The sequence below is a fragment of the Mesorhizobium huakuii genome, from assembly GCF_014189455.1.
GTDB lineage: Bacteria > Pseudomonadota > Alphaproteobacteria > Rhizobiales > Rhizobiaceae > Mesorhizobium > Mesorhizobium huakuii_A.
Map to the genome: position 1 here is coordinate 4,516,534 of NZ_CP050296.1, position 19,755 is coordinate 4,536,288.

Below are 19,755 nucleotides of genomic sequence, written 5' to 3' on the forward strand. Positions count from 1 at the left end.
GCGTTCCGTCACGCAAGCTGAAGCCGGTGATCGGCAAGCCGTTGCAGCAGATTGTCCAGCATGTCGTCGCAGCGGCGTAGCTGTTCGACGCTGACGAATTCGTCCGGCCGGTGCCCTTGCGCCATCGAGCCCGGCCCGCACACGATGGTCGGCGTGCCGAGGTCGCGGCTGAACAATCCGCCTTCGGTGCCGAAGGCAACCTTGATGGTGTCGTTGGCGCCGGTCAACGACTTCACGAAGGCCACGGCCTGCGAATTCGCCGGTGTGTCCAGTCCCGGATAAATGTTGGTGATCTCGATGTCGATGGCCGCTTCCGGCGCGATCGTTGAGGCGGCAACGGCAATACGCTGCGCCTCCGCGCGCAGGCCATCGAGGATTTCGTCCGGATTGTCGGCCGCGACGTTGCGGATCTCGAAGTCGAGCTGGCAGAGGTTCGGCACAATGTTGAGCGCCACGCCGGCATTGATCTTGCCGACGTGGACGGTGGTGTAGGGAATATCATAGTCGCCGTCGCGCGCGCCATCGCTGGCCAGCCGGTCCTGTTCCCGGCGCAATGCGCAGACGAAGTCGCAGCCCAGATGAATGGCGTTGAGCGCCAGCGGAGCGAGCGCCGAATGGCCTTCGCGTCCCCTGCAGAGGGCGCGCGCCGCAAGCTTGCCCTTGTGTCCGGTCGCCACCTGCATGTTGGTCGGCTCGCCGACGATGCACAGCAGAGGCCGGTGCGGCGCGGATCGCAGCATGTCGATAAGGCTGTGTACGCCGATGCAGCCGATCTCCTCGTCATAGGAAAGCGCCAGATGCAAGGGCGTTAGCAGGCTCATTTTCGCGGCCTTGAGACAGGCCGCGAGCGCGCAGGCCACGAAACCCTTCATGTCGGCGGCACCACGGCCGTACAGCTTGCCGTCGCGCGCGGTCATCTCGAAAGGCGCCAGCGTCCAGTCCTGCCCGTCGACGGGGACGACGTCAGTGTGGCCGGACAGCATGACGCCGGGCGCGTCGGCCGGCCCGATGGTGGCGAACAGGTTCGCCTTGTGGCCATCCGCGCTGCGGATGATCTGGCAGGCAATGCCCTGCGTCCCCAGCAACTCCGTCACATAGCCGATGAGGTCGAGGTTCGAGTCGCGGCTGACCGTCGGAAAGGCGATCAGCTTTTCAAGGATCTGGATGCTGTCCATGCGTCTCACGTCTTGTTGGCCGTGCGCGCTATCTAGCATCGCGTGGCCACCGCCTTGAAGTCGCATTTGGCTCAGCCGGGATTTGCCGGATGCTAATCCAGGCGGCGAGGGCTGATTAGGAGCGTCCTAATCGGCACAGAAGAAATCTGTAGTTTTCCGGCGCGCGCCGCAACTTATGAGTAGGGTCACGGCATCTACCCAGCGGGCAGACCGGCTTGCGCCAAGTTTCATCACCGCGCATGCCGCGATGCGACGCAGGCAGGAAGGAAGCACCATGCGTGATCCACGCTACGACATTCTGTTCGAGCCCGTGAAGATCGGTCCGGTGACCGCCAAGAACCGCTTTTACCAGGTGCCGCACTGCAATGGCGGCGGCTACCGCGATCCCTCCGCCGCGGCCGAGATGCGGCGCATCAAGTCGGAAGGCGGCTGGAGCGTCATCTTCACCGAGCAGACCGAGATGCACCACACTTCGGAGATCACGCCCTTCATCGAGCTCAGGCTGTGGGACGACGCCGACATCCCGGCGCTGGCGAAGATGGCTGAGGCCATGCACCAGCATGGCGCGCTGGCCGGTATTCAGCTCGCCTATTCCGGCATCAACGGCCCGAACCTCTACACCAAGGAGGTGCCGCGCGGGCCGTCGGCCTTGCCGATCCGCACCTTCACCAACGATCCGGTGCAGGCGCGCGCCATGGACAGAGAGGATATACGCGACCTCAGGCGCTGGCACCGCAACGCCTTCAAACGCGCCAAGATGGCTGGCTTCGATCTGGTATGTCTCTACGGCGCGCATGGTTTCGGCATCATCCAGCACTTCCTGTCCACCGCCACCAACCAGCGCAGCGACGAATATGGCGGCTCGCTGGAAAACCGTTCGCGGCTGATGCGCGAACTGATCGAAGAGGGCAGGGATGCCATCGGCGACACCTGCGGCCTGACGCTGCGGCTGTCGCTGGACGAGATGATCGGCGAGCTTGGCTTCGCCAATTCCGAAGTGCGCGACATGATCGAGATGCACGCCGACCTGCCCGACCTCTGGGACCTGGCGCATGGTGCCTGGGAGGATTGTTCGGGGCCGTCGCGCTTCAAGGAAGAGGCCGCGCAGGAAAGCCTGGTATCCGGCATCAAGACGCTGACCTCGAAGCCGGTCGTCGGCGTCGGCCGTTTCACCTCGCCGGATGTGATGGTCAGGATGATCAAGTCCGGCACGCTCGATTTCATCGGCTGCGCCCGTCCATCGATCGCCGACCCCTTCCTGCCGAAGAAGGTGGAGGAGGGGCGCATCGAGGACATCCGCGAATGCATCGGCTGCAACATCTGCATCACCGGCGACATGACCATGTCGATCTCGCGCTGCACGCAGAACCCGACCTTCATGGAGGAGTGGCGCAAGGGCTGGCATCCCGAGCGCATGCAGGCCAAGGGCGACAGCGACAGCGTGCTGATCGTCGGCGCCGGTCCCGCCGGGCTGGAGGCCGCCCGGGCGCTCGGCCTGCGCGGCTACCAGGTGGCCATCGCCGAGGCCGGCACCGAGCTCGGCGGCCGCGTCGCGCGCGAGTGCCGCCTGCCTGGGCTGTCGGCCTGGGGCCGCGTGCGCGACTATCGCCAGTACCAGCTCAGCCAGATGTCCAATGTCGACGTCTATTTCGAAAGCCGTTTGTCGGAGCAGGATATCCTGGCCTTCGGCTTTCAGCACATCGCCCTTGCCACCGGCTCGACATGGCGCCGCGATGGCGTGGCGCGCGCCCATGTCGTGCCGATGCCAATCGACCAGGCCACGCCGGTCTACACGCCGGACGATTTGATAGGCGGCAATGTGCCGACCGGCGCTGTCGTACTGTTCGACGACGACCACTACTATATGGGTGGCGTTCTGGCCGAGCTGATGGCGCGCCAGGGCGCCAAGGTGACGCTGGTGACGCCGTCCGCCTATGTCTCGGACTGGACCCGCAACACGCTGGAGCAGGGCGCTATCCACCGCCGCCTGGCCGGACTCGGTGTCGAGATCGTGCTCAACCGGACCGTGACGCGCGTCGTGCCGGGAGGCGTTGCCACCGCCTGCGCCTACACCGGTGCCGAACGCGACATCGCCGCCGACGCCGTGGTGCTAGTGACGTCGCGCCAGCAGGACGACGAGGTCTGGCGCGCGCTGAAAGCGCGGCGCGACGAATGGGCCGACAATGGTATCCGTTCGATCAAGGTCATAGGCGATGCCGAGGCGCCGGGGCCGATCGCCTGGGCGACCTATGCCGGCCACCGCTTCGCACGCGAGCTGGACGAACACGATATCGGTGATGCGCTGCCGTTCCGGCGGGAAGTGACGGCCCTGGCGGCGGAATAGCCGGGGCTTGCGCCTGGCAACCATGGTCCTTAGACAGGCGGCCGTTAAGGACGTTTGCCGAAGGCGGAGAAGAACATGTCGGACCGGATGAAGACCATCTCAGCTGCCAAATCGCATGGCGGCATGCAGGGGGTCTATTCGCATGCTTCGGATGCCTGCGCCTGCGACATGATTTTTGCCGTCTTCGTGCCGCCGCAGGCCCGTGAAAAACCTTGCCCGGTCGTATGGTATCTCTCCGGCCTCACCTGCACCCATGCGAATGTCATGGACAAGGGTGAGTACCGGCGGATGGCCGCCGAGCTCGGGCTGATCATCGTCTGTCCCGACACCAGCCCGCGCGGCGCCGACATTCCCGACGAGAAGGACAATTGGCAGTTCGGCAGCGGCGCCGGCTTCTATGTCGATGCGACGCAAGCGCCCTACGCCACGAACTATCGCATGTACTCCTACGTCACCGAGGAATTGCCGGCGTTGATCGCGAGGGAGTTTCCGGCTGACATGACGCGCCAGGCGATCTTCGGCCACTCGATGGGCGGGCATGGCGCGCTGACGATCGCGCTGAAAAATCCCGAGCGCTTCAAAAGCTGCTCGGCCTTCGCGCCGATCGTGCAGCCGAGCACCGCCGGCTGGTCGAAGCCGGCCTTTGAAAAATATCTCGGCGCGGACGAGACATCATGGCGGCGCTACGATGCCACCTTGCTCATCGAGGATGGCCACCGTTTCCCCGAGCTTTTCGTCGATCAGGGAACGTCGGACGGCTTTCTCAAGGACGGGCTGAGGCCCTGGCTTCTGGAAGCGGCGTGCGCCGACGCCGGCATCGCGCTGACCCTGCGCATGCAGGACGGCTACGACCACTCGTATTTCTTCATTTCGACATTCATGGACGACCATCTGCGATGGCACGCCCAAAGATTGTCTGGCCCGGTCGCTGACACCGGGCCACGCTGAACCAAGGGAATATCCCCGAGCGGCTCTAATCCCGCAGCAGGTCGAACATCAGCTTGAAGAAACGGTCCGCGTCGACCTCGTGGGCGATACGCGCATTGTCCTTCTCGCCGCGCTCGCCCCAGAAATCGGCAACCGTCGCGCCGAACGCATAGGTGCCGGACAGATCGACATCGATATGGGCGGGACGCGTGCGCACCAGCGTCGGGTCGATGGCGAGCGCCAAGGCCAGCGGATCGTGCATTGCGCCGCCGACGCCCATCGAGTTGCGGTGCAGCTTCTCGTAGAACAGCAGCCAGTCATTGACGAGCTTGCCGAGCGGCGTGTCGATGGTCGCCAGTTCGGCGTATTGCGGCGCCTCGATCAGCACCTGCATGGTGACGTCGAGCCCGACCATCAGGATCGGCACACCGCTGTCCAGCACGATCTTCAGCGCCTCAGGATCGCAGAATGCATTGAACTCGGTCGGCGTGATGATCTCGCTCTTGCGGTAGAAGACGCCGCCCATCCAGATCAATTCCTTGATCTTGGGCAGCACATCGCGATGCTTGAGGATCATCAGGCCGATATTGGACAATGGGCCGGTGGCGACAACCAGGATCGGTTCGGGCGCGGCGCGCAGCTTGTCGGCCAGGAAATCGACGGCGTGCTGGTCGACCGGCTTGATCGTCGCCTGCGGCAGATAGGGCGAACCTTCGAGGCCGCTCGGACCATCGGCGGTGCCGAGCACCAGCGGCCGCGCCAGCGGGCGGTGGCAGCCTTGCGCGACGGGCACGTCGCCGGCGCCGATATATTCAAGGATGCGCAGCGCGTTGGCGGTCGTCTTCTCGACCTCGGCATTGCCACAGGTGGTGGTGACGCCGATGAGTTCGATATCAGGCGAGCGATGCGCCATGACCAGCGCGATGGCGTCGTCGTGGCCTGGGTCGCAGTCGAACAGGATGGGAGTTGCAATGGTCATTTTGTCGGTCCTCACGCCGCTTGCTCGTAGCGCGCGACGGTTTGCTTGAAGATGTTCAGGAAGCGGCGGCCGTCGAGATCGGTGCAGATGCGCGTGGTCTTCGGCCCGCCGCCGGGTAGCAACTGCCGGCCGCGATGGGCAACCGTCTGTCCACGTGCGAGGCGGCCATCCAGCACGACATCGACGAAGAGCGGTTCGGTCATGGTGGCAAGGGCCGGATCGAAGGCCAGCGCCACGGTGATGACGTCATCCATCGGGAAGCCGACCAGGTCGAAGAACTCGCGCCAGATGTCGATATAGATCGGAAAGCTGTCGGCGATCATGTCGAAGACGGCGTTCTTCCGGGCAACGGCCTGCATGTCGGCAATGTCGTCGCGCGTCAGCATCGAGGCGGCGACGCGGTTGTCCTCGCAGATGTCGAGCGGCACCAGGATCTTGTCGACGTCGGCGTTGAGCACGATGCGCGACGCCTCCGGATCGGCCCAGATGTTGTATTCCGACAGCGGCGTCATGTTGCCGGGCGTCTGGAAATTGCCGCCCAAGACCAGCATCCGTTTGAGCGCGCCGGTCAGGCGCGGCTCCTGCAGCAGCGCCATCGCCGCATTGGTCAGCGGCCCCGTCGTCACCAGCGTGATCTCACCCGGATTGGCCATCACCGTCTCGATGATGAAGTCGACCGCATGTCCCGACGTTGCCAGGCGGACGGGAGTCGGTGCCGGCGGGTTGAATTTCTTCAGCCGGTCGCCGAAGCGGGCAACCAGCCGCTTTTCGAAATGGACAGGCGCCTCCATGTCGGCCTTGGCGTTGCCGACGATCGGCCGCCACGCCCCGGCATGGACCGGTATGTCGTCGCGCCCGGCCAGCGTCAGCGTGTTGAGCACGACATTGGTGACCTGTTCGATCGGGCCTGCCGCACCGGTTACGGTGGTCACGCCTTCGAGCCGGACATTCGGGTTCGCCGCGGCAAACAGCACGGCGAGAATATCGTCGCCGGCAGAATCCACGTCGAGGATTATGCGTTCCATGAGAGTTCCTTCACTGAGGATTTTTGTCGACCGGGGCGCTGCTGTTCCTGTCCACCGACAGCAGTTTCTGCATCGATGCCAGCGTCTCCTTGATGATTTTCGGCCGTGCCCGGTAGGACAGCGCGAACAGCGCCGTCAGCGCGACGACATAGGGCACGGTCAGCACCAGATAGGAGGGGAAGCCGAAGGTCTGCAGGCGCAGCGAGAAGGCATCGGCGAAACCGAACAGCAGGCAGCCGGCCAGCACTTTCAGCGGATCGCCATTGGAGAAGATCAGGATGGCCACCGCCATGAAGCCGCGGCCCGACGACATGTTCTCGGTGAACATGGTGATGTAGCCGAGCGACAGATGCGCGCCGGCCAGCCCCGCCAGCAATCCGCACAGCAGCGAGGCGGTGTAGCGGACGCGGGTGATCGAGATGCCGAGCGCTTCGGCGGCTTCGGGCTTTTCGCCGACGACGCGGATGTAGAGGCCGAGCCGGGTGCGGTTGTAGAACAGCACCAGCAACGGCACCGCGATGAAGGCGACATAGACGATCGGCGTGAAGCCCGAGATCAGCGGCGCCCACGAGCCGAGCAGCGCCTGGGCGCCTGGTATCTGCACCTTGGGCAGGCCGACAATGCCGTGACCGACGATCGATCCGCGCGTGCCGAAAATCGCTTTCATCAGCGAGATCGTCATGCCGCCGGCGAGGATGTTGAGCGCCAGGCCGACGACCACCTCATTGGCCCGGAACGTAACCACAAGAACGGCAAAGGCGAGCGCGAAGGCAAGGGCCGCGGCGACGCCGCAGGCGACGCCCGCGAATGCCGAACCTGTCCAGATCGAGCCGATGACGGCGAAGAAGGCGCCGGCCAGCATCTGTCCCTCGAGGCCGATGTTGAAGATGCCGGCCTTGGTGGTGAACGAGCCGCCGAGCGCGACCAGCAGGATCGGCGCGGTGGTGCGCAGCGTCGCCGCGATCAGCGCAACGTTGACAAGCTTGTCTCAGAATTTCCATCGCCGCTCCCCCGCCTGGCTGTCGCCGCGACGTTTGATCAGAACCTGCGCCGAGACGCTCAGGATGATCAGCGCCTGGATGACGGTGATGATTTCGCGTGAGGCGCTGGTGTCGACCTCGAGCAGCAGCGACCCGCTGCGCAACGCGCCGAAGAACAGCGCCGTGACGATGGTGGCGACCGGTGAGCCGTTGGCGAGCAGGGCGGCGATCAGCCCGTCGAAGCCGAAACCCGGCGCAAAGCCCTCCATGAACCGGTGATGCACGCCGAGCGTCTCGACGCCGCCGGCCAGCCCGCCGACGGCGCCTGAAAGCAGCAGCACGACAAAGCCCTGCCGCTTGACGTTGACGCCGCCATATTCGGCGAATTTCGGCGCCGAGCCGACCATGGTCACGCCATAGCCCCAACTGGTGTAGCGGAAGACCAGCGCGACACCGACCGCCAGCAGCAGGCCAATCACCAGCCCCCAGTTCAGCCGCGAGAAGGAAAAGATCTCCGGCAGATAGGCTGTCGCCAGGATCGGCGGCGTCTCCGACCAGCCGCCGGGCCGCTTGAACAGGAAGATGGTGAAATAGGAGGTCAGCAGCACGGCGATGTAGTTCGACAGGATGGTCGAGACGACTTCGTTGGTGTTGTAGCGGGCGCGGAAAAAAGCGGGAATGGCGACCCAGGCCGCACCCGCGACGACCGCGAGCGCCAGCGCCGCCAGCATATGGATGCCCGCGGGCAGGGAAAAGCTGAAGCCGACCCAGGCGGCGGCGAAACCGCCGAGGAAGAGCTGCCCTTCGATGCCGACATTGAACATGCCGCCGCGCAGGCCGATGCAGGCCGCGACACCGCAGATCAGGATCGGCGTCGTCTGCAGCAGGGTGCCGGCAATCTTCTCCTGGTCGCCAAAGGCGCCGCGCAGCAGCGTCATCAAGACACGCACCGGGCTTTCGCCGACCAGAAGGATGATGATCGCCCCCAACAGCAAGGCTACGCCCACGGCAATGATCTGGCCGGAAAAGGCGCGCAAACGGTCGCTCATCATGCGGGCTCCAGCTGCGGCGTAACACCCGCCATCATCATGCCGATCCTGTCTTCGTCGGCATCGTCGCCGGCGACTTCGCCCATGATCCGCCCGTTGAACATCACCAGGATGCGGTCGGCGAGCGCCGCCAATTCGTCAAGCTGCACGGAAATCAAGAGGATGGCACGGCCGGCCGCGCGCTGGCGCATGATCTCGTCATGAATGGCCTCCTGAGCGCCGATGTCGACGCCGCGCGTCGGCTGATCGATCAGCAGGAAGTCGGCGCCATTGGTGAACTCGCGCGCCAGCACGACCTTCTGGATGTTGCCGCCCGAAAGCCGCTTGACGGCATCGCCCGCTCCTTGCGCCCGGATATCGAAGCTCTTGATCAGCGCACCGGCATTTCCGGCAATCGCCTTCCAGTCGAGCATGCCGTTGCGGCTCCACGGCGCGCGGTGCTGGCGGCCCATCAGCGTGTTTGCCGCGATCGACGCATTGCGATCGACCCCGCGCACCATGCGGTCGCCCGGAACATGGGCAAGGCCCGCCTCGCGGATCGCGGCGGTGGAGAGCGTGGTGAGATCCTGGCCCTTCAGCCGGGCCTCGCCATGGCTTGCCGGCCGCAGGCCCGAAAGCACTTCCGCCAACTCCGTTTGCCCATTGCCGGCGACGCCCGCAATCCCCACCACCTCGCCGGAGCGGACAGTGAAGCTGGCGTTGCGAAGGGCTGGCAAGCGGCGATCATCACGCGCCCACAAATCCTTGACCTCAAGGATCACATCGCCCTGCAGCGCCGCGCGCGGCCGCCGGTCGAAACTGACCTCGCGGCCGACCATCATGCGCACCAGCTCGTCCTTGTCGAGTTCCGATGTCGGGCGGGTCGCAACCTTGCGGCCATTACGCAGCACCGTCACCGTGTCGGACACCTCCATCACCTCTTCCAGATGGTGCGAGATGAAGATCACCGTCATGCCCTCGGCCACGAAGCTGCGCAGCGTCTGGAACAGTTCGCGGCTTTCCTGCGGCGTCAGCACCGCAGTCGGCTCGTCGAGGATGATGGTGCGGGCGCCACGCACCAGCACTTTCAGGATTTCGATGCGCTGCTCGATGCCGACCGAGAGCAGCCCGACGCGCTCGGTCGCATCGACATGCAGTCCGAAACGCTTCGACAATTCCTGCGTGCGTGCGATCTGCGCGGCATGGTCGATCAGCCCATGACGACGGATTTCCATGCCGAGAAAGACATTGTCGGCGACCGAGAGCGAAGGCACCAGCTTGAAATGCTGGTGTACCATGCCGAGCCCCGCCTTGATGGCGGCGGCAGGGTCGGCGACCACCGTCGCCTCGCCATTCAGCCGGATCGCGCCTTCGTCGGGCTGCAGCAGGCCGAACAGGATGTTCATCAGCGTCGTCTTGCCGGCGCCGTTTTCGCCGATGATGGCGTGGATTTCGCCCCGGCGCACGGCAAGGTCGATGCCGTCATTGGCAATGAAGGCGCCAAAACGCTTGGTGATAGCCGTCAGCTCGACGGCCATCGCGGCAGTGTTGTGGAGGGTCGGTGACCCCGGCGCGTTCGACACCATTGCTCTCGCAGATTGGGCTCTCGCAGATTGCGAGCTCTCGAAGATTGGACACTGATCCGCCGCGGCGTGCCGCGGCGGATCAGTGTAGCGCTTTCTTGGGAGGGATGCGCTGTTGCTGGCTTATTTCGCCTTGGCGATCACGATCTTGCCGTCGAGAATGCCCTTCTTGATCTCGTCCAGCTTGGTCGTGACGTCGGCCGGGATCTTCGGCGCGATGTCGTCGCAGACCTTGAACTCGACGCCGCCTGACGCCAGGTCGAAGGTCCGGGTGCCGGCGGTGACCTTGTTGCCGCCGACCTCGTCCTTGATCAGCGTGTAGACGGCGATGTCGCCGCGCTTCAGCATGCTGCCCAGCACATTTCCGGGAGCCGTGCCGCACATGTCGATATCGACGCCGATCGAATATTTGTCGGCGGCGGCGCTTGCCTGCATCACGCCTTCGCCGGTCGGGCCGGCGACGTTGTAAACGATGTCGGAGCCCTGGCCGTACAGCGCCTGGGCAAGCTCGCTGCCCTTGGCCGGATCATCGAAGGTGCCGGCGAAGACGGAGTTCACCTTCACGTCGGGCGCGGCGTATTTGGCGCCTTGCTCGTAGCCGCCAAGGAAGTTGCGGATCACCGGAATGTCGCGGCCGCCGACGAAGCCGATTGCCTTGCCGTCGCCGATCTTGGGAAATTCGCTGCCCTTGGCCTCGATCATGCTGGCCAGAGCGCCGGCGACGAAGGAGCCCTGTTCCTCGGCGAAGTTGGCATAGATCATCTTCGGATTGTCGAGCACGCCATCGATGAAGACGAAGCGCTGGTCGGGATATTCCTTGCTGACCTTCTGCAGCGAATCCACCAGTTCCCAGCCCATGACGAAGATGAGGTCGTACTGCTTGCCCTTGGCCAGGTTCTCGAACTGCTCCTCATAGTCCAATGCGCGATTGCCGGTGTCGACCAGCTTGAGGTCGATGCCGAAATCGGCCTTGGCCTTGTTGAGGCCGTTGACGATCGAAACGCCAAAGCCCTGTGCGAAATATCCCGAGATGGCGGCGACCGAAACCTTGGTCTGTGCGGCGGCCGATCCCAACGAAACGGCCAGCATCGTGCCAGCCAGAAATAAGCTCTTGAGCGCCCTTTTCATGGTATTCCCCTTCAGCTTTTTTCAGCTTTTGAAGCCACGCCTTGACCATCCCCACGTGTCGCCGAGACGGCGGCGAGTTCGTTGATGGTCATATGAGTTTAGGAGCGGCTAAACAGGCTGTCAATCGTCATCCGATGCAGTTTTCTCGGGCTCGTCGCTGGCGTCCTCCACCTCCGTGCTTGACAAATATCGCGATGCATAATTGTTGATGCTCCAACGAATTTTCGTGAGTGACAGTCGAAGGATACGCGCAATGCCAGCTGTGGTGGTCAGGAAATTTCTGGTCCAGGTCGAAGAGATCTTCCATGAGGGTGGGCCGCCCGCGGCACGTCCCCCCAAGCGCGGTGCGATCGTTGCCGTCATCGCCAACCCTTTCGCCGGACGTTACGTCGAAGAGATCATCGGCTTCATGGAGGATCTGAAGCCGCTCGGCCTCGAAATGGCGCGGCGCCTGATCGACGCCATGGGCGATGGCGTCGCCGCTGTTGAAGGCTATGGCAAGGGTGCCATCGTCGGCGCCGCCGGCGAGCTTGAACATGGCGCACTGTGGCACAATCCGGGCGGCTACGCGATGCGCGAACTTCTCGGCGACGCCAAGGCTATCGTGCCCTCGACCAAGAAGGTCGGTGGCCCCGGGACGCGCATCGACATTCCGATCACCCACATCAACGCCTCCTATGTGCGCAGCCATTTCGACGCGATCGAGATCGGCGTCGGCGATGCGCCGCGCAGCGACGAGATGGCGGTCATCCTGGCGATGACGATCGGCGCGCGCGTTCATGCACGGGTCGGCGGCCTGGCAGCGGCTGACATCAAGGGCGAGGACGGATTGCGATGAGCCTCGAAATCCGCCGCATCATCACCATCGTCGAGGAAACCCGGATCGAAGGCGGCCGTCCCGTCGACCCGCCGACACGGCGTGCCGCCGCGATCGCGGTGATCCGCAACCCTTATGCCGGCACGTTTGTCGAGGATCTGTCGGCGTTGAGCGCGATTGGCGAAGCGCTGGGCGATATCTTGCCCAGGCGTGCGGTGGCTGCTCTCGGCATTGCCGGCGGTGAGGTCGAAAGCTTCGGCAAGGCAGCCGCCGTCGGCGCCGACGGCGAGCTTGAACATGCCGCCGCCATCCTTCACCCAAAGCTCGGCGCCCCGTTCCGCGACGTGCTGGGCAAGGGCGCCGCGCTCATTCCCTCATCGAAGAAGCGCGGCGGCCTCGGCGTGCCGCTCGACATTCCGCTCGGCCACAAGGACGCGGCGAAGGTGCGCAGCCATTTCGACGGCATGGAGGTCCGCGTCCCCGATGCACCGCGCGCCGACGAGATCGTCGTCGCCATCGCCGTCACCGATTCCAGCCGGCCGCACCCGCGCGTTGGCGGGCTGACCAAGGACAAGATTGTCGGCAAGGATGGAGTTAGCTGATGAGCCAGAAGGCCATCGTCACTGCGCAGTCCTGACTTCCGGCACCCGCATCGCCGGCGGGGTGTTGCGGCTCCGGCCGGTGCGCACCTCGCCGTCGATCACGACCATGCCGATGCCCGGCAGATTGCCGAGCGCCACGCTGTCGAGCAGCCCGTCACCGGCGCCGCCCATCGCCTGATCGATGAAGATGAGGTCGGCGGCGCGGCCGATTTCGATGATGCCGCGGTCTGCCAGTCCGCGCACGCGCGCGGTGTTGCCGCTGGCAAGGCAGAACGCCACTTCCGGCGCGATGCCGCCCAGTGAAGCCAGCATGGTCAGCGTTCTCAAAATACCCAGCGGCTGCACGCCGGATCCGGCCGGGCTGTCGGTGCCGAGGATGACGCGCGAAAGTTCGCCGCGCTGCCTGGCCAGGTCGAGCACGAACAGTCCGGTGCGCAGATTGCCGTTGTGGACGATTTCCAGCGCACGCGAGCCGTTTTCACAGATCTGCCGGATCTCGGCTTCGGGAAGTGCCGTCGGTCCGCCATTGACGTGGGCAACGATGTCGGCGTCGACCTCCAGCACGACATCCGCACCGATGCGGCCGGAGCCGGGCAGGGATGGACCGCCCGTATGGGTCATCGAGGTCATGCCGTATTTGCGCGCCCAGGCGATCATCTGCCGGCCGGTCGGACCATCCTTGACGCCGCCAAGTCCAACCTCGCCGATGAGGGTCACGCCGGCTTCGGCGAGATATCGAAAATCATCCTCGACCAGGCCGTGCTCCAGGATGGGGGCGCCGGCCAGGATCTTCATGCCGTTGGGGCGGAAGTTGGAGAAGGTCCGCTGCGCCGCGATCGCCAGTGCCTTCAACCCGACCAGGTCGCGCGGGCGTCCGGGCGTGTGGACCTCGCCCGCCGAGATGATGGTGGTGACGCCGCCATGCACGGTGGAATCCATCCAGCCGATCTGGTTCTGCCGCGGCGTCCAGTCGCCGGCCACCGGATGAGCATGGTTGTCGATGAGCCCCGGCGCCACCGCGCAGCCCATCGCATCAATGATCGTCGCCGCGTTGCCGCTGTCGACGTCATCAGCCTTGCCAATACCTGTAATGCGCCCGTCGGTCACGACGATGGTATCGGCGTCGAGGATCGGCTGGCCGAGGTCACCGCTCAGCAGAAGGCCGATATTGCGGATGACAAGCGTGGCAGACGACTTGGGGTCGGACGGCATTGGTTCTCATTTCTGCTGGTATGGAAAGGTCTGGGCGCGGCCTATTTGCCGCCGTCGCCATTCGATGGATCGTCGTCATTGATGCGCTTGAGCAGGCGAAGCAGCGTCGCCTGCTCGGCGGGTGAAAGCGGTGACAGGAAGCGGCGGCCGACCTCGACGCTGCGTGCGAGCCGCTCGAGCGTGTATTCGGTGCCTTTTTCGGTCAGCGCGATCATCGACAGGCGCTGGTCGGTGTCGGAAGCACTGCGTGTGATCAGCCCGTGCTTGAGCAATTTGCGCATGACGATGCTGATGGTCGACGGGTCCATCGCCGTCAGCCGGCCGAGATGGTTCTGCGAGACCTCGCCATGTTTGAGAATGGTGGCAAGGGCCGCGAACTGGGTCGGCGACAGGTCTTCGCCAGCCATGACCTGCTGGAAGCGCAGCGTCGCGCGCTGATGCGCCTTGCGGATGACGTGCGCTGGATGCTGGTCCAGCGCGTATCCGGTCTCAGCGTAGCGCTCCAGCACTTGCTCGCGGCTCAGTGGTTCCGCGTTGCCGTTCGGTCGCTTTGGTGTCGCGCTTTTCTCGGATTTCTTTTCGGTCGTCAAACCGGACTCCTGTTGCCTGTCTCGGATGCCGCTGGCTCTAGGTCAAGCCGCGACTTCAGTCGGTTGCAGCGACGTCCCATCGCGAAGCGCCGCGACGACATCAGCCGAATCGCTGACCACGCCGAAATGCGTCGCTATGTCGTAGAGCGAGCTTTCCTGCTCGCGCGGTCCGGTCGCGGCGCAGCAATCGCTAGGCACCACCACTTCATAGCCCTGGAAAAATGCGTCATGGACGGTCGAGCGCACGCAGATGTTGGTGACCACGCCAAAGATGACCAACTGGTCGACCTGCATATCCCTCAGCGTCAGATCGAGGTCGGTCTGAAAGAAGGCCGAGTAGCGCCGCTTGATGACATGGATTTCGTCATCGCGGGCGCCGAGATCCTCAATGATCTCCGGTCCCCAACTGCCTTCCACGCAATGCGGCGTGCGCTTGACCCATTCGCGCTCGCGGCGCATGCCCGGCCGGTGCGCGTCGTGAACCCAGATCACCGGCGCGCCGCTCGCACGCGCAGCTTCGATGACGGCCAACTGCGGGCCGACCAGCGTCTCATATCCAGGCAGGACCATGGCCCCGCCCGGTTTGCAGAACTCGTTGACCATATCGATGACGATAATGGCTGCGCGTTGCGCATCAAGGCGCATCGCGTCATCGTGCCGATGTGAGGAAAAAACGTCCACGGCCATGGCGGACTCCTTTGGTCGATCGTTGATACTCATACAAAAAACCCTGGCGGGTGCCAAGTCAATCCCGTTCGACGCAAAGCAGTAGTCACCGGCCTTGCGCACGCTGCTCTGACAAGCGTATGCGCTATTTGTCCAGCCGGATATGGCCTTGACAAGGGGTGGCAATCATGGACTCAATTTGTATGACCATCAACGATATCCATGCCGCCGAGTTTGCCGCGCCGAGGGCCGTGATATGAGGACGATCGTCACCGGAGCCAGTGGCCTGCTTGGCCGCCACGTTGCCGAGGCCCTGCTCGCCGCCGGCCATGACGTGCTGGGCATCGATACCGTGGCGCCGGTCGGGGGCGCATGGCGTCACGTCACCGCCGACCTGACGGATCTGGGATCGACCCTGCAGCTGGTGCGCGATTGCGATGCCGTCGTCCATGTCGCGGCCATTCCGCGCCCGACCGGGCGCGCCGGCGGCGAGGTGTTCAAGACCAATGTCGCGACCGCCTACAATATCGTCGAGGCCGCCGCCATGGCTGGTATCAGGCGCTTCGTCTATGCCTCGTCCTTCAGCGTCTTCGGCTACCCCTTCTTCGAGAAGATGGTCATTCCGCCCTATCTGCCGGTCGACATGAACCACCCTGTCGCCGCGCAGGATCCGTACGGCCTGTCGAAATGGCTGGGCGAGGAAATCGTCGACGCGGCGGTGCGCAGAAGTGCCTTCTCGGCGGTCAGCATCCGCATGCCATGGATCCAGACCCCGCAATCCTTCTTCGCCGGCGTCGGTCCACGCCGCGCCACCGCCGACAGCGCCCGCGACCTGTGGGCCTATCTCGACGCGCGCGATGCCGGGCAGGGTTTTCTGCGGGCGCTCGAATGGCAAGGCGACGGCCATCTGCGCGTCCTGCTCAGCGCTGCCGACACCTTCATGGAGGAAGAGACCGAAGCGCTGGTACGCCGCGTATATCCAGGCGTCGCCCTGTCGCGGCCGATCGCCGGTTTCGGGTCCGTGCTCGATACCGTCCATGCGCGCGAAACGATCGGCTTCGAGCCACAGCATTCATGGCGTTCCTATCCAAAGCCGGAGACCCAGGGATGAAAAGGTTCGACCAGAAGACGGTCCTTGTCACTGGCGGCGCCGGCGCCATTGGCAGTGCCGCGGTTCGGCGCTTCCTTGATGAAGGCGCACGTGTCGCCATTGTCGACCGCAACGGTGCGGCTGCCCGGGAGCTGGCTCGCGCTCTCGGCATCCGCACCATCGCCATCGAAGCCGACGTCACCGACGAGACGAATGTGCGCGGCGCCGTCGCAACCACCGTCGAGACGTTCGGCGGGCTGGATGTGGTGTTCAACAATGCCGGCATTTCGGGGGTCGTCGCTCCCGTGCATGATTTGCCGGTCGAGGACTGGGACACCATCATCCGCATCAATCTGCGCGGCATCTTCCTCGTCCTGCAGGCATCGCTCCATGCGATGATCGAGGCCGGAACCAGTGGCTCGATCGTCAATATGGGTTCGTCCATGGCCGGCTGGGACGTGCTTGCGGGCGGCGCCGGCTATGTCGCCTCGAAGCATGGCGTAGTCGGGTTGACGCGGGTCGCGGCGCTCGATGCGGCGCCCTATGGCATCCGCATCAATGCCATCTGCCCCGGTGTGATCGAGACGACGCTCGGCGTGCCGGCTTCCGGCGACGGTGATTTCAAGAGCAGCGTCCAGCATTTCGCCGACCGCATTCCGTTGCGCCGCATCGGCCAGCCTGACGATGTCGCGGCCGCCGTGGCCTTCCTCGCCTCGGACGAGGCAAGGCATGTCACCGGCGTCGACTGGCTGATCGACGGCGGCCAGACTTTGCAGAGCTGGGCCAACGCGCCGGCCGGCGACGCGTTTCCGAAATTTCGATAAGAAGCTGGTGCCATCTCACGGGCTGTCAGGCCGGGCGGCTCTTCGCCTCAGAGGCCGAACCGGTCCTTCAGCCGCCCCAAAAGGATCGCGGCCTTCACCCCGAGCGGCCAGAAGCGGTGAAACCGGATGGGCTTGAGCGGCGATATCGGCATGGGAAACGGCGACGTCTCACGGCCTTGCAGCCGCTGCGCCAGAGCAGCGCCCATGGCCGAGGCCATGGCGACGCCACGGCCGTTGTAGCCAAGGCAGATCAGCACGCCGTCTTCCGGCTCGTGAATGTGCAGGAGATGGTCCTTGGTGATCGCAACCCGGCCGTTCCAGGCGTGTGTCCAGCGTGTTCCCGCAAGCGCCGGCCAGAGCCGCAGCGCATAGTCGGTGAGGTAGCGGATGGCGGAAGCATCTCCGAGGGGTTTCATCGGCCCCCGGCCGCCCATGAGAAGACGGTTCTGGGCGTCGATGCGGTAGTACACGGTGATGTTCCCGGCCTCGTAGAGGACTGGCCTTTCGGGGAGAATTGCGGCTGCGACCGCCGGCGCAAGCGGTTCGGTCGCAGCGATGGCGCTGAACACCGGAACCAGCGACTGCTCGAGGTCCGGCCACAAGGCTCCGGTATAGCCGTTGGTCGCGACTAGCACCTTCTCGGCGCTGACCGAGCCGTTCGCGGTTTTGAGGATCCATCGCCCGGCCTCCCTCTTCAGCGAGAGGACTTCGCTGCCGCCGAATATCCGCGCGCCGGCGTTCTGCGCGGCTTCTGCCAGGCCGATCGTGTATTTCAAGGGATGGAGGTCGCCGCCGCGGGCGTCGAACATGCCGGCTATGTATCTGTCGGTTCCGGTTCGCGCCGCCATCGCCTGGGCGTCCAGCAGGCTGACCGGCATGCCCCGCCGCTCGCATTGCGCGGCCGTGGTCCGCACCGCGGCCTCCGGCTTCGGCCGGATCGCCGCGCGTATGGTGCCGTTCTGCCGCGCCTCGCAGGCGATCGATAGGCGTTTTATGAGGCCGAAGGTGAAATCCGGCGCACCATAGGAGAAGTCGATCATCCGCGGCCCAAGCTCGGGGCCGAACATCGCCTCGATCGTGTCGGGATCGTATTTGAGGCCCGGATTGACCTGGCCGCCATTCCGGCCCGAAGCGCCCCAGCCCGGCTGCTGCGCTTCGATCACGGCGACGTCGTCGCCCGCTTCCGCCAGATGCAAGGCGGTCGAAAGGCCGGTGAAGCCGCCGCCAACAATCGCCACCCTTGCCCGCTGCGCGCCGGCAAGGACAGGGTAGTTGCCGGTACCGCCGGCCGTTTCGCGGTAGAGGCTCCGGGGTGGACTGCTTTCGAGCAAATTGGGCATTGTCAAGGGAACCGGAAGAGACGCAGGTCAGAGAGGCTGGCGAAAGCCGTCGGGCGAAAGGGGACGCGCTACCTGCGAGAAACTCCATAACGGCAGACTCTCGAATATCGTGCCGGGCGCGCCACGCAATTCAGCATGGCTTTCGGGAAATCACAACAGTTGCGACAGCGCGGCCATGAAGTGGTCGTTCTCCGTTGGCGAGCCGATGCTGACACGCACGTAGCTGTCAAAACCGTCCTGCTTCCAGGGTTTGACAATGACGCCTTCGCGCAGCAGGCGCTCGGCGAAGGCGGAGGCATTGTGTCGGCAGTTGAAGAACAGGAAGTTGCCTCGTGAAGGGGCGACTTTGAGGCCCTTGCTTGCGAGGAAATTCTCGACACGGACTCTCTCCGCCTTGGCCAGCGCGACGACCCTGGCGAGGTGTTCCTCATCCGCGAGCGCCGCCAGCGCGGCGGCCTGCGCAACGCCATTGGCGTTGAACGGCGTGCGCACCCTGTCGAGCAGCGCGCGCAATTCCGGGTCGCCGACGATGCCGAAGCCGATCCGCAATCCGGCAAGCCCGAACGCCTTGGAAAATGTCCGCAGCACGATCCAGGGCCGGTCGCGTGTGCCGAGGTCAGGCAAGGACGATGCGTAGTCCTCACCCTCGGCATATTCGGCATAGGCTTCGTCGACGACAACAAGCGTCTCTTCGCTCACCGCATCCAGAACCTTCGACAGATCGCCGCCGGAAAGCCAACTGCCGACCGGGTTCATCGGGTTCGAGAACAGCAGCACGCGAGGTCGTTCGCGTACCGCCTCGATCAGCGCGTCAACGTCGATGGTGAGATCGTCGTTGACGGCCACGCGGTTGACGGTAGCGCCCATCAGCGTCGCATAGTCCTCATGCAGCGGGAACGACGGATAGAGCGTGACGACAGCATCGCCGGGCCGCAGCACGGCACGGCTGATGACGGAAAGAAGATCCTCCGAGCCATTGCCGAGGATGACCTGATCCTCGCCCACTTCATATCTGGCGGCGATGGCCTGGCGCAACTCGCGCCCAGCCGGATCCGGATAGAGCCGGAACATCTCGGCGCCGGCCTGCATCATCGTGGCGAGCGTCGGGCTCGGGCCAAGCGGGTTTTCATTCGAACCCAGCTTGGCGATCCTGACTGGCGCGTATCGCTGCATGACCTCGGCGATGGTCAGTCCGGAATTGTAAGGCGACAGGCGCGTGACCTCGGTTCGGACCATGTCTGAAGCTTTCGACACGAGCGGGCTCCTTTGCTGTTGGCCAAGCGACTTCCGTCTTCGGCCGGGTTCTCAAACACTGGGTTTCGCGGCATCGTCCCCGGGGCGAGCCAGGTTGCCGACGGGCGCGCCGGTGCGGCGAATTTTGTCAGGAGTAGCGTAGCCGAAACGGTTTGTATATGCTTGTATATGTAACTTGATCTGATAGTCTC

At 64.5% G+C, this 19,755-nt stretch carries 18 protein-coding genes; 6 read left to right on the top strand and 12 right to left on the bottom strand.

The features are described from left to right. Positions 1 to 8: 8 nt before the first annotated feature. Positions 9 to 1,175: an acetylornithine deacetylase gene (gene argE / locus HB778_RS21820; RefSeq protein WP_183456876.1), complete on the bottom strand. Its 1,167-nt coding sequence runs from the start codon at positions 1,173 to 1,175 to the stop codon at positions 9 to 11. Between the two features lie 274 nt (positions 1,176 to 1,449). On the opposite strand from argE, the gene HB778_RS21825 reads away from it, so the two are divergent. Together HB778_RS21825 and fghA are read left to right on the top strand one after the other, a co-directional pair. Beyond that, positions 1,450 to 3,519 carry an NAD(P)-binding protein gene (locus HB778_RS21825; protein ID WP_183456878.1) on the top strand — a complete coding sequence of 690 codons (2,070 nt, stop codon included), beginning with the start codon at positions 1,450 to 1,452 and terminating at the stop codon, positions 3,517 to 3,519. Between the two features lie 75 nt (positions 3,520 to 3,594). Continuing rightward, the gene (fghA, locus tag HB778_RS21830; protein ID WP_183456879.1) at positions 3,595 to 4,467 is read left to right on the top strand and encodes an S-formylglutathione hydrolase; all 873 of its coding nucleotides are present in this window, start codon (positions 3,595 to 3,597) and stop codon (positions 4,465 to 4,467) included. A 25-nt stretch (positions 4,468 to 4,492) separates the two neighbouring features. Here the strand turns inward: fghA and HB778_RS21835 are convergent, their stop codons facing one another. From HB778_RS21835 to HB778_RS21860, 6 genes are all read right to left on the bottom strand, one after another. Beyond that, positions 4,493 to 5,425, bottom strand: a complete 933-nt coding sequence (locus HB778_RS21835) for a nucleoside hydrolase (protein ID WP_183456880.1) — start codon at positions 5,423 to 5,425, stop codon at positions 4,493 to 4,495. 11 nt (positions 5,426 to 5,436) lie between these two features. Further along, positions 5,437 to 6,450, bottom strand: a complete 1,014-nt coding sequence (locus HB778_RS21840; protein ID WP_183456881.1) for a nucleoside hydrolase — start codon at positions 6,448 to 6,450, stop codon at positions 5,437 to 5,439. Between the two features lie 10 nt (positions 6,451 to 6,460). Beyond that, positions 6,461 to 7,417, bottom strand: a complete 957-nt coding sequence (locus HB778_RS21845; RefSeq protein WP_183465176.1) for an ABC transporter permease — start codon at positions 7,415 to 7,417, stop codon at positions 6,461 to 6,463. Between the two features lie 21 nt (positions 7,418 to 7,438). Further along, positions 7,439 to 8,479, bottom strand: a complete 1,041-nt coding sequence (locus HB778_RS21850) for an ABC transporter permease (protein WP_183456882.1) — start codon at positions 8,477 to 8,479, stop codon at positions 7,439 to 7,441. After that, positions 8,479 to 10,044 carry an ABC transporter ATP-binding protein gene (locus HB778_RS21855; protein ID WP_183456883.1) on the bottom strand — a complete coding sequence of 522 codons (1,566 nt, stop codon included), beginning with the start codon at positions 10,042 to 10,044 and terminating at the stop codon, positions 8,479 to 8,481. The genes HB778_RS21850 and HB778_RS21855 overlap by 1 nt, the downstream gene beginning before the upstream one ends. A 120-nt stretch (positions 10,045 to 10,164) precedes the next feature. Further along, entirely contained in the window at positions 10,165 to 11,169 is a 1,005-nt protein-coding gene (locus HB778_RS21860; protein ID WP_183456884.1) for a BMP family lipoprotein, read from the bottom strand. Between the two features lie 253 nt (positions 11,170 to 11,422). Between HB778_RS21860 and HB778_RS21865 the strand changes: the two genes are divergently transcribed. Both HB778_RS21865 and HB778_RS21870 read left to right on the top strand, forming a co-directional pair. Beyond that, complete coding sequence (locus HB778_RS21865; RefSeq protein WP_183456886.1) at positions 11,423 to 12,007, top strand: amino acid synthesis family protein; 585 nt, start codon at positions 11,423 to 11,425, stop codon at positions 12,005 to 12,007. Next, entirely contained in the window at positions 12,004 to 12,588 is a 585-nt protein-coding gene (locus HB778_RS21870; protein WP_183456888.1) for an amino acid synthesis family protein, read from the top strand. The genes HB778_RS21865 and HB778_RS21870 overlap by 4 nt, the downstream gene beginning before the upstream one ends. Before the next feature lie 18 nt (positions 12,589 to 12,606). Here HB778_RS21870 and HB778_RS21875 read toward each other — a convergent pair whose 3' ends face one another. From HB778_RS21875 to HB778_RS21885, 3 genes are read right to left on the bottom strand one after another with little or no spacing between them, the layout of a single operon-like run. After that, positions 12,607 to 13,800: an amidohydrolase family protein gene (locus HB778_RS21875; protein ID WP_183456890.1), complete on the bottom strand. Its 1,194-nt coding sequence runs from the start codon at positions 13,798 to 13,800 to the stop codon at positions 12,607 to 12,609. Positions 13,801 to 13,841: 41 nt separating this feature from the next. Beyond that, positions 13,842 to 14,390: a MarR family winged helix-turn-helix transcriptional regulator gene (locus HB778_RS21880; RefSeq protein WP_183456892.1), complete on the bottom strand. Its 549-nt coding sequence runs from the start codon at positions 14,388 to 14,390 to the stop codon at positions 13,842 to 13,844. Positions 14,391 to 14,432: 42 nt separating this feature from the next. After that, entirely contained in the window at positions 14,433 to 15,077 is a 645-nt protein-coding gene (locus HB778_RS21885; RefSeq protein ID WP_183465177.1) for a cysteine hydrolase family protein, read from the bottom strand. Between the two features lie 235 nt (positions 15,078 to 15,312). Here HB778_RS21885 and HB778_RS21890 point away from each other — a divergent pair, with 235 nt between their 5' ends. Further along, on the top strand, positions 15,313 to 16,167 hold the full coding sequence (locus tag HB778_RS21890) for an NAD-dependent epimerase/dehydratase family protein (protein WP_183456894.1): 855 nt from the start codon (positions 15,313 to 15,315) through the stop codon (positions 16,165 to 16,167). Continuing rightward, positions 16,164 to 16,970, top strand: coding sequence for an SDR family NAD(P)-dependent oxidoreductase (locus tag HB778_RS21895; RefSeq protein ID WP_183456896.1), 807 nt, complete (start codon positions 16,164 to 16,166; stop codon positions 16,968 to 16,970). Before HB778_RS21890 ends, HB778_RS21895 begins: the two co-directional genes overlap by 4 nt. Before the next feature lie 47 nt (positions 16,971 to 17,017). Here HB778_RS21895 and HB778_RS21900 read toward each other — a convergent pair whose 3' ends face one another. Then, positions 17,018 to 18,301: an NAD(P)/FAD-dependent oxidoreductase gene (locus HB778_RS21900; RefSeq protein ID WP_183465178.1), complete on the bottom strand. Its 1,284-nt coding sequence runs from the start codon at positions 18,299 to 18,301 to the stop codon at positions 17,018 to 17,020. A gap of 159 nt (positions 18,302 to 18,460) precedes the next feature. Continuing rightward, entirely contained in the window at positions 18,461 to 19,564 is a 1,104-nt protein-coding gene (locus HB778_RS21905) for a histidinol-phosphate transaminase (protein ID WP_432421198.1), read from the bottom strand. Positions 19,565 to 19,755 lie beyond the last annotated feature (191 nt).

Bases quoted from the DNA above. Each gene is read 5' to 3' on its own strand.
- argE (WP_183456876.1), bottom strand. From the start codon at position 1,175: ATGGACAGCATCCAGATCCTTGAAAAGCTGATCGCCTTTCCGACGGTC.
- HB778_RS21825 (WP_183456878.1), top strand. From the start codon at position 1,450: ATGCGTGATCCACGCTACGACATTCTGTTCGAGCCCGTGAAGATCGGT.
- fghA (WP_183456879.1), top strand. From the start codon at position 3,595: ATGTCGGACCGGATGAAGACCATCTCAGCTGCCAAATCGCATGGCGGC.
- HB778_RS21835 (WP_183456880.1), bottom strand. From the start codon at position 5,425: ATGACCATTGCAACTCCCATCCTGTTCGACTGCGACCCAGGCCACGAC.
- HB778_RS21840 (WP_183456881.1), bottom strand. From the start codon at position 6,450: ATGGAACGCATAATCCTCGACGTGGATTCTGCCGGCGACGATATTCTC.
- HB778_RS21850 (WP_183456882.1), bottom strand. From the start codon at position 8,479: ATGAGCGACCGTTTGCGCGCCTTTTCCGGCCAGATCATTGCCGTGGGC.
- HB778_RS21855 (WP_183456883.1), bottom strand. From the start codon at position 10,044: ATGGTGTCGAACGCGCCGGGGTCACCGACCCTCCACAACACTGCCGCG.
- HB778_RS21860 (WP_183456884.1), bottom strand. From the start codon at position 11,169: ATGAAAAGGGCGCTCAAGAGCTTATTTCTGGCTGGCACGATGCTGGCC.
- HB778_RS21865 (WP_183456886.1), top strand. From the start codon at position 11,423: ATGCCAGCTGTGGTGGTCAGGAAATTTCTGGTCCAGGTCGAAGAGATC.
- HB778_RS21870 (WP_183456888.1), top strand. From the start codon at position 12,004: ATGAGCCTCGAAATCCGCCGCATCATCACCATCGTCGAGGAAACCCGG.
- HB778_RS21875 (WP_183456890.1), bottom strand. From the start codon at position 13,800: ATGCCGTCCGACCCCAAGTCGTCTGCCACGCTTGTCATCCGCAATATC.
- HB778_RS21885 (WP_183465177.1), bottom strand. From the start codon at position 15,077: ATGGCCGTGGACGTTTTTTCCTCACATCGGCACGATGACGCGATGCGC.
- HB778_RS21890 (WP_183456894.1), top strand. From the start codon at position 15,313: ATGAGGACGATCGTCACCGGAGCCAGTGGCCTGCTTGGCCGCCACGTT.
- HB778_RS21895 (WP_183456896.1), top strand. From the start codon at position 16,164: ATGAAAAGGTTCGACCAGAAGACGGTCCTTGTCACTGGCGGCGCCGGC.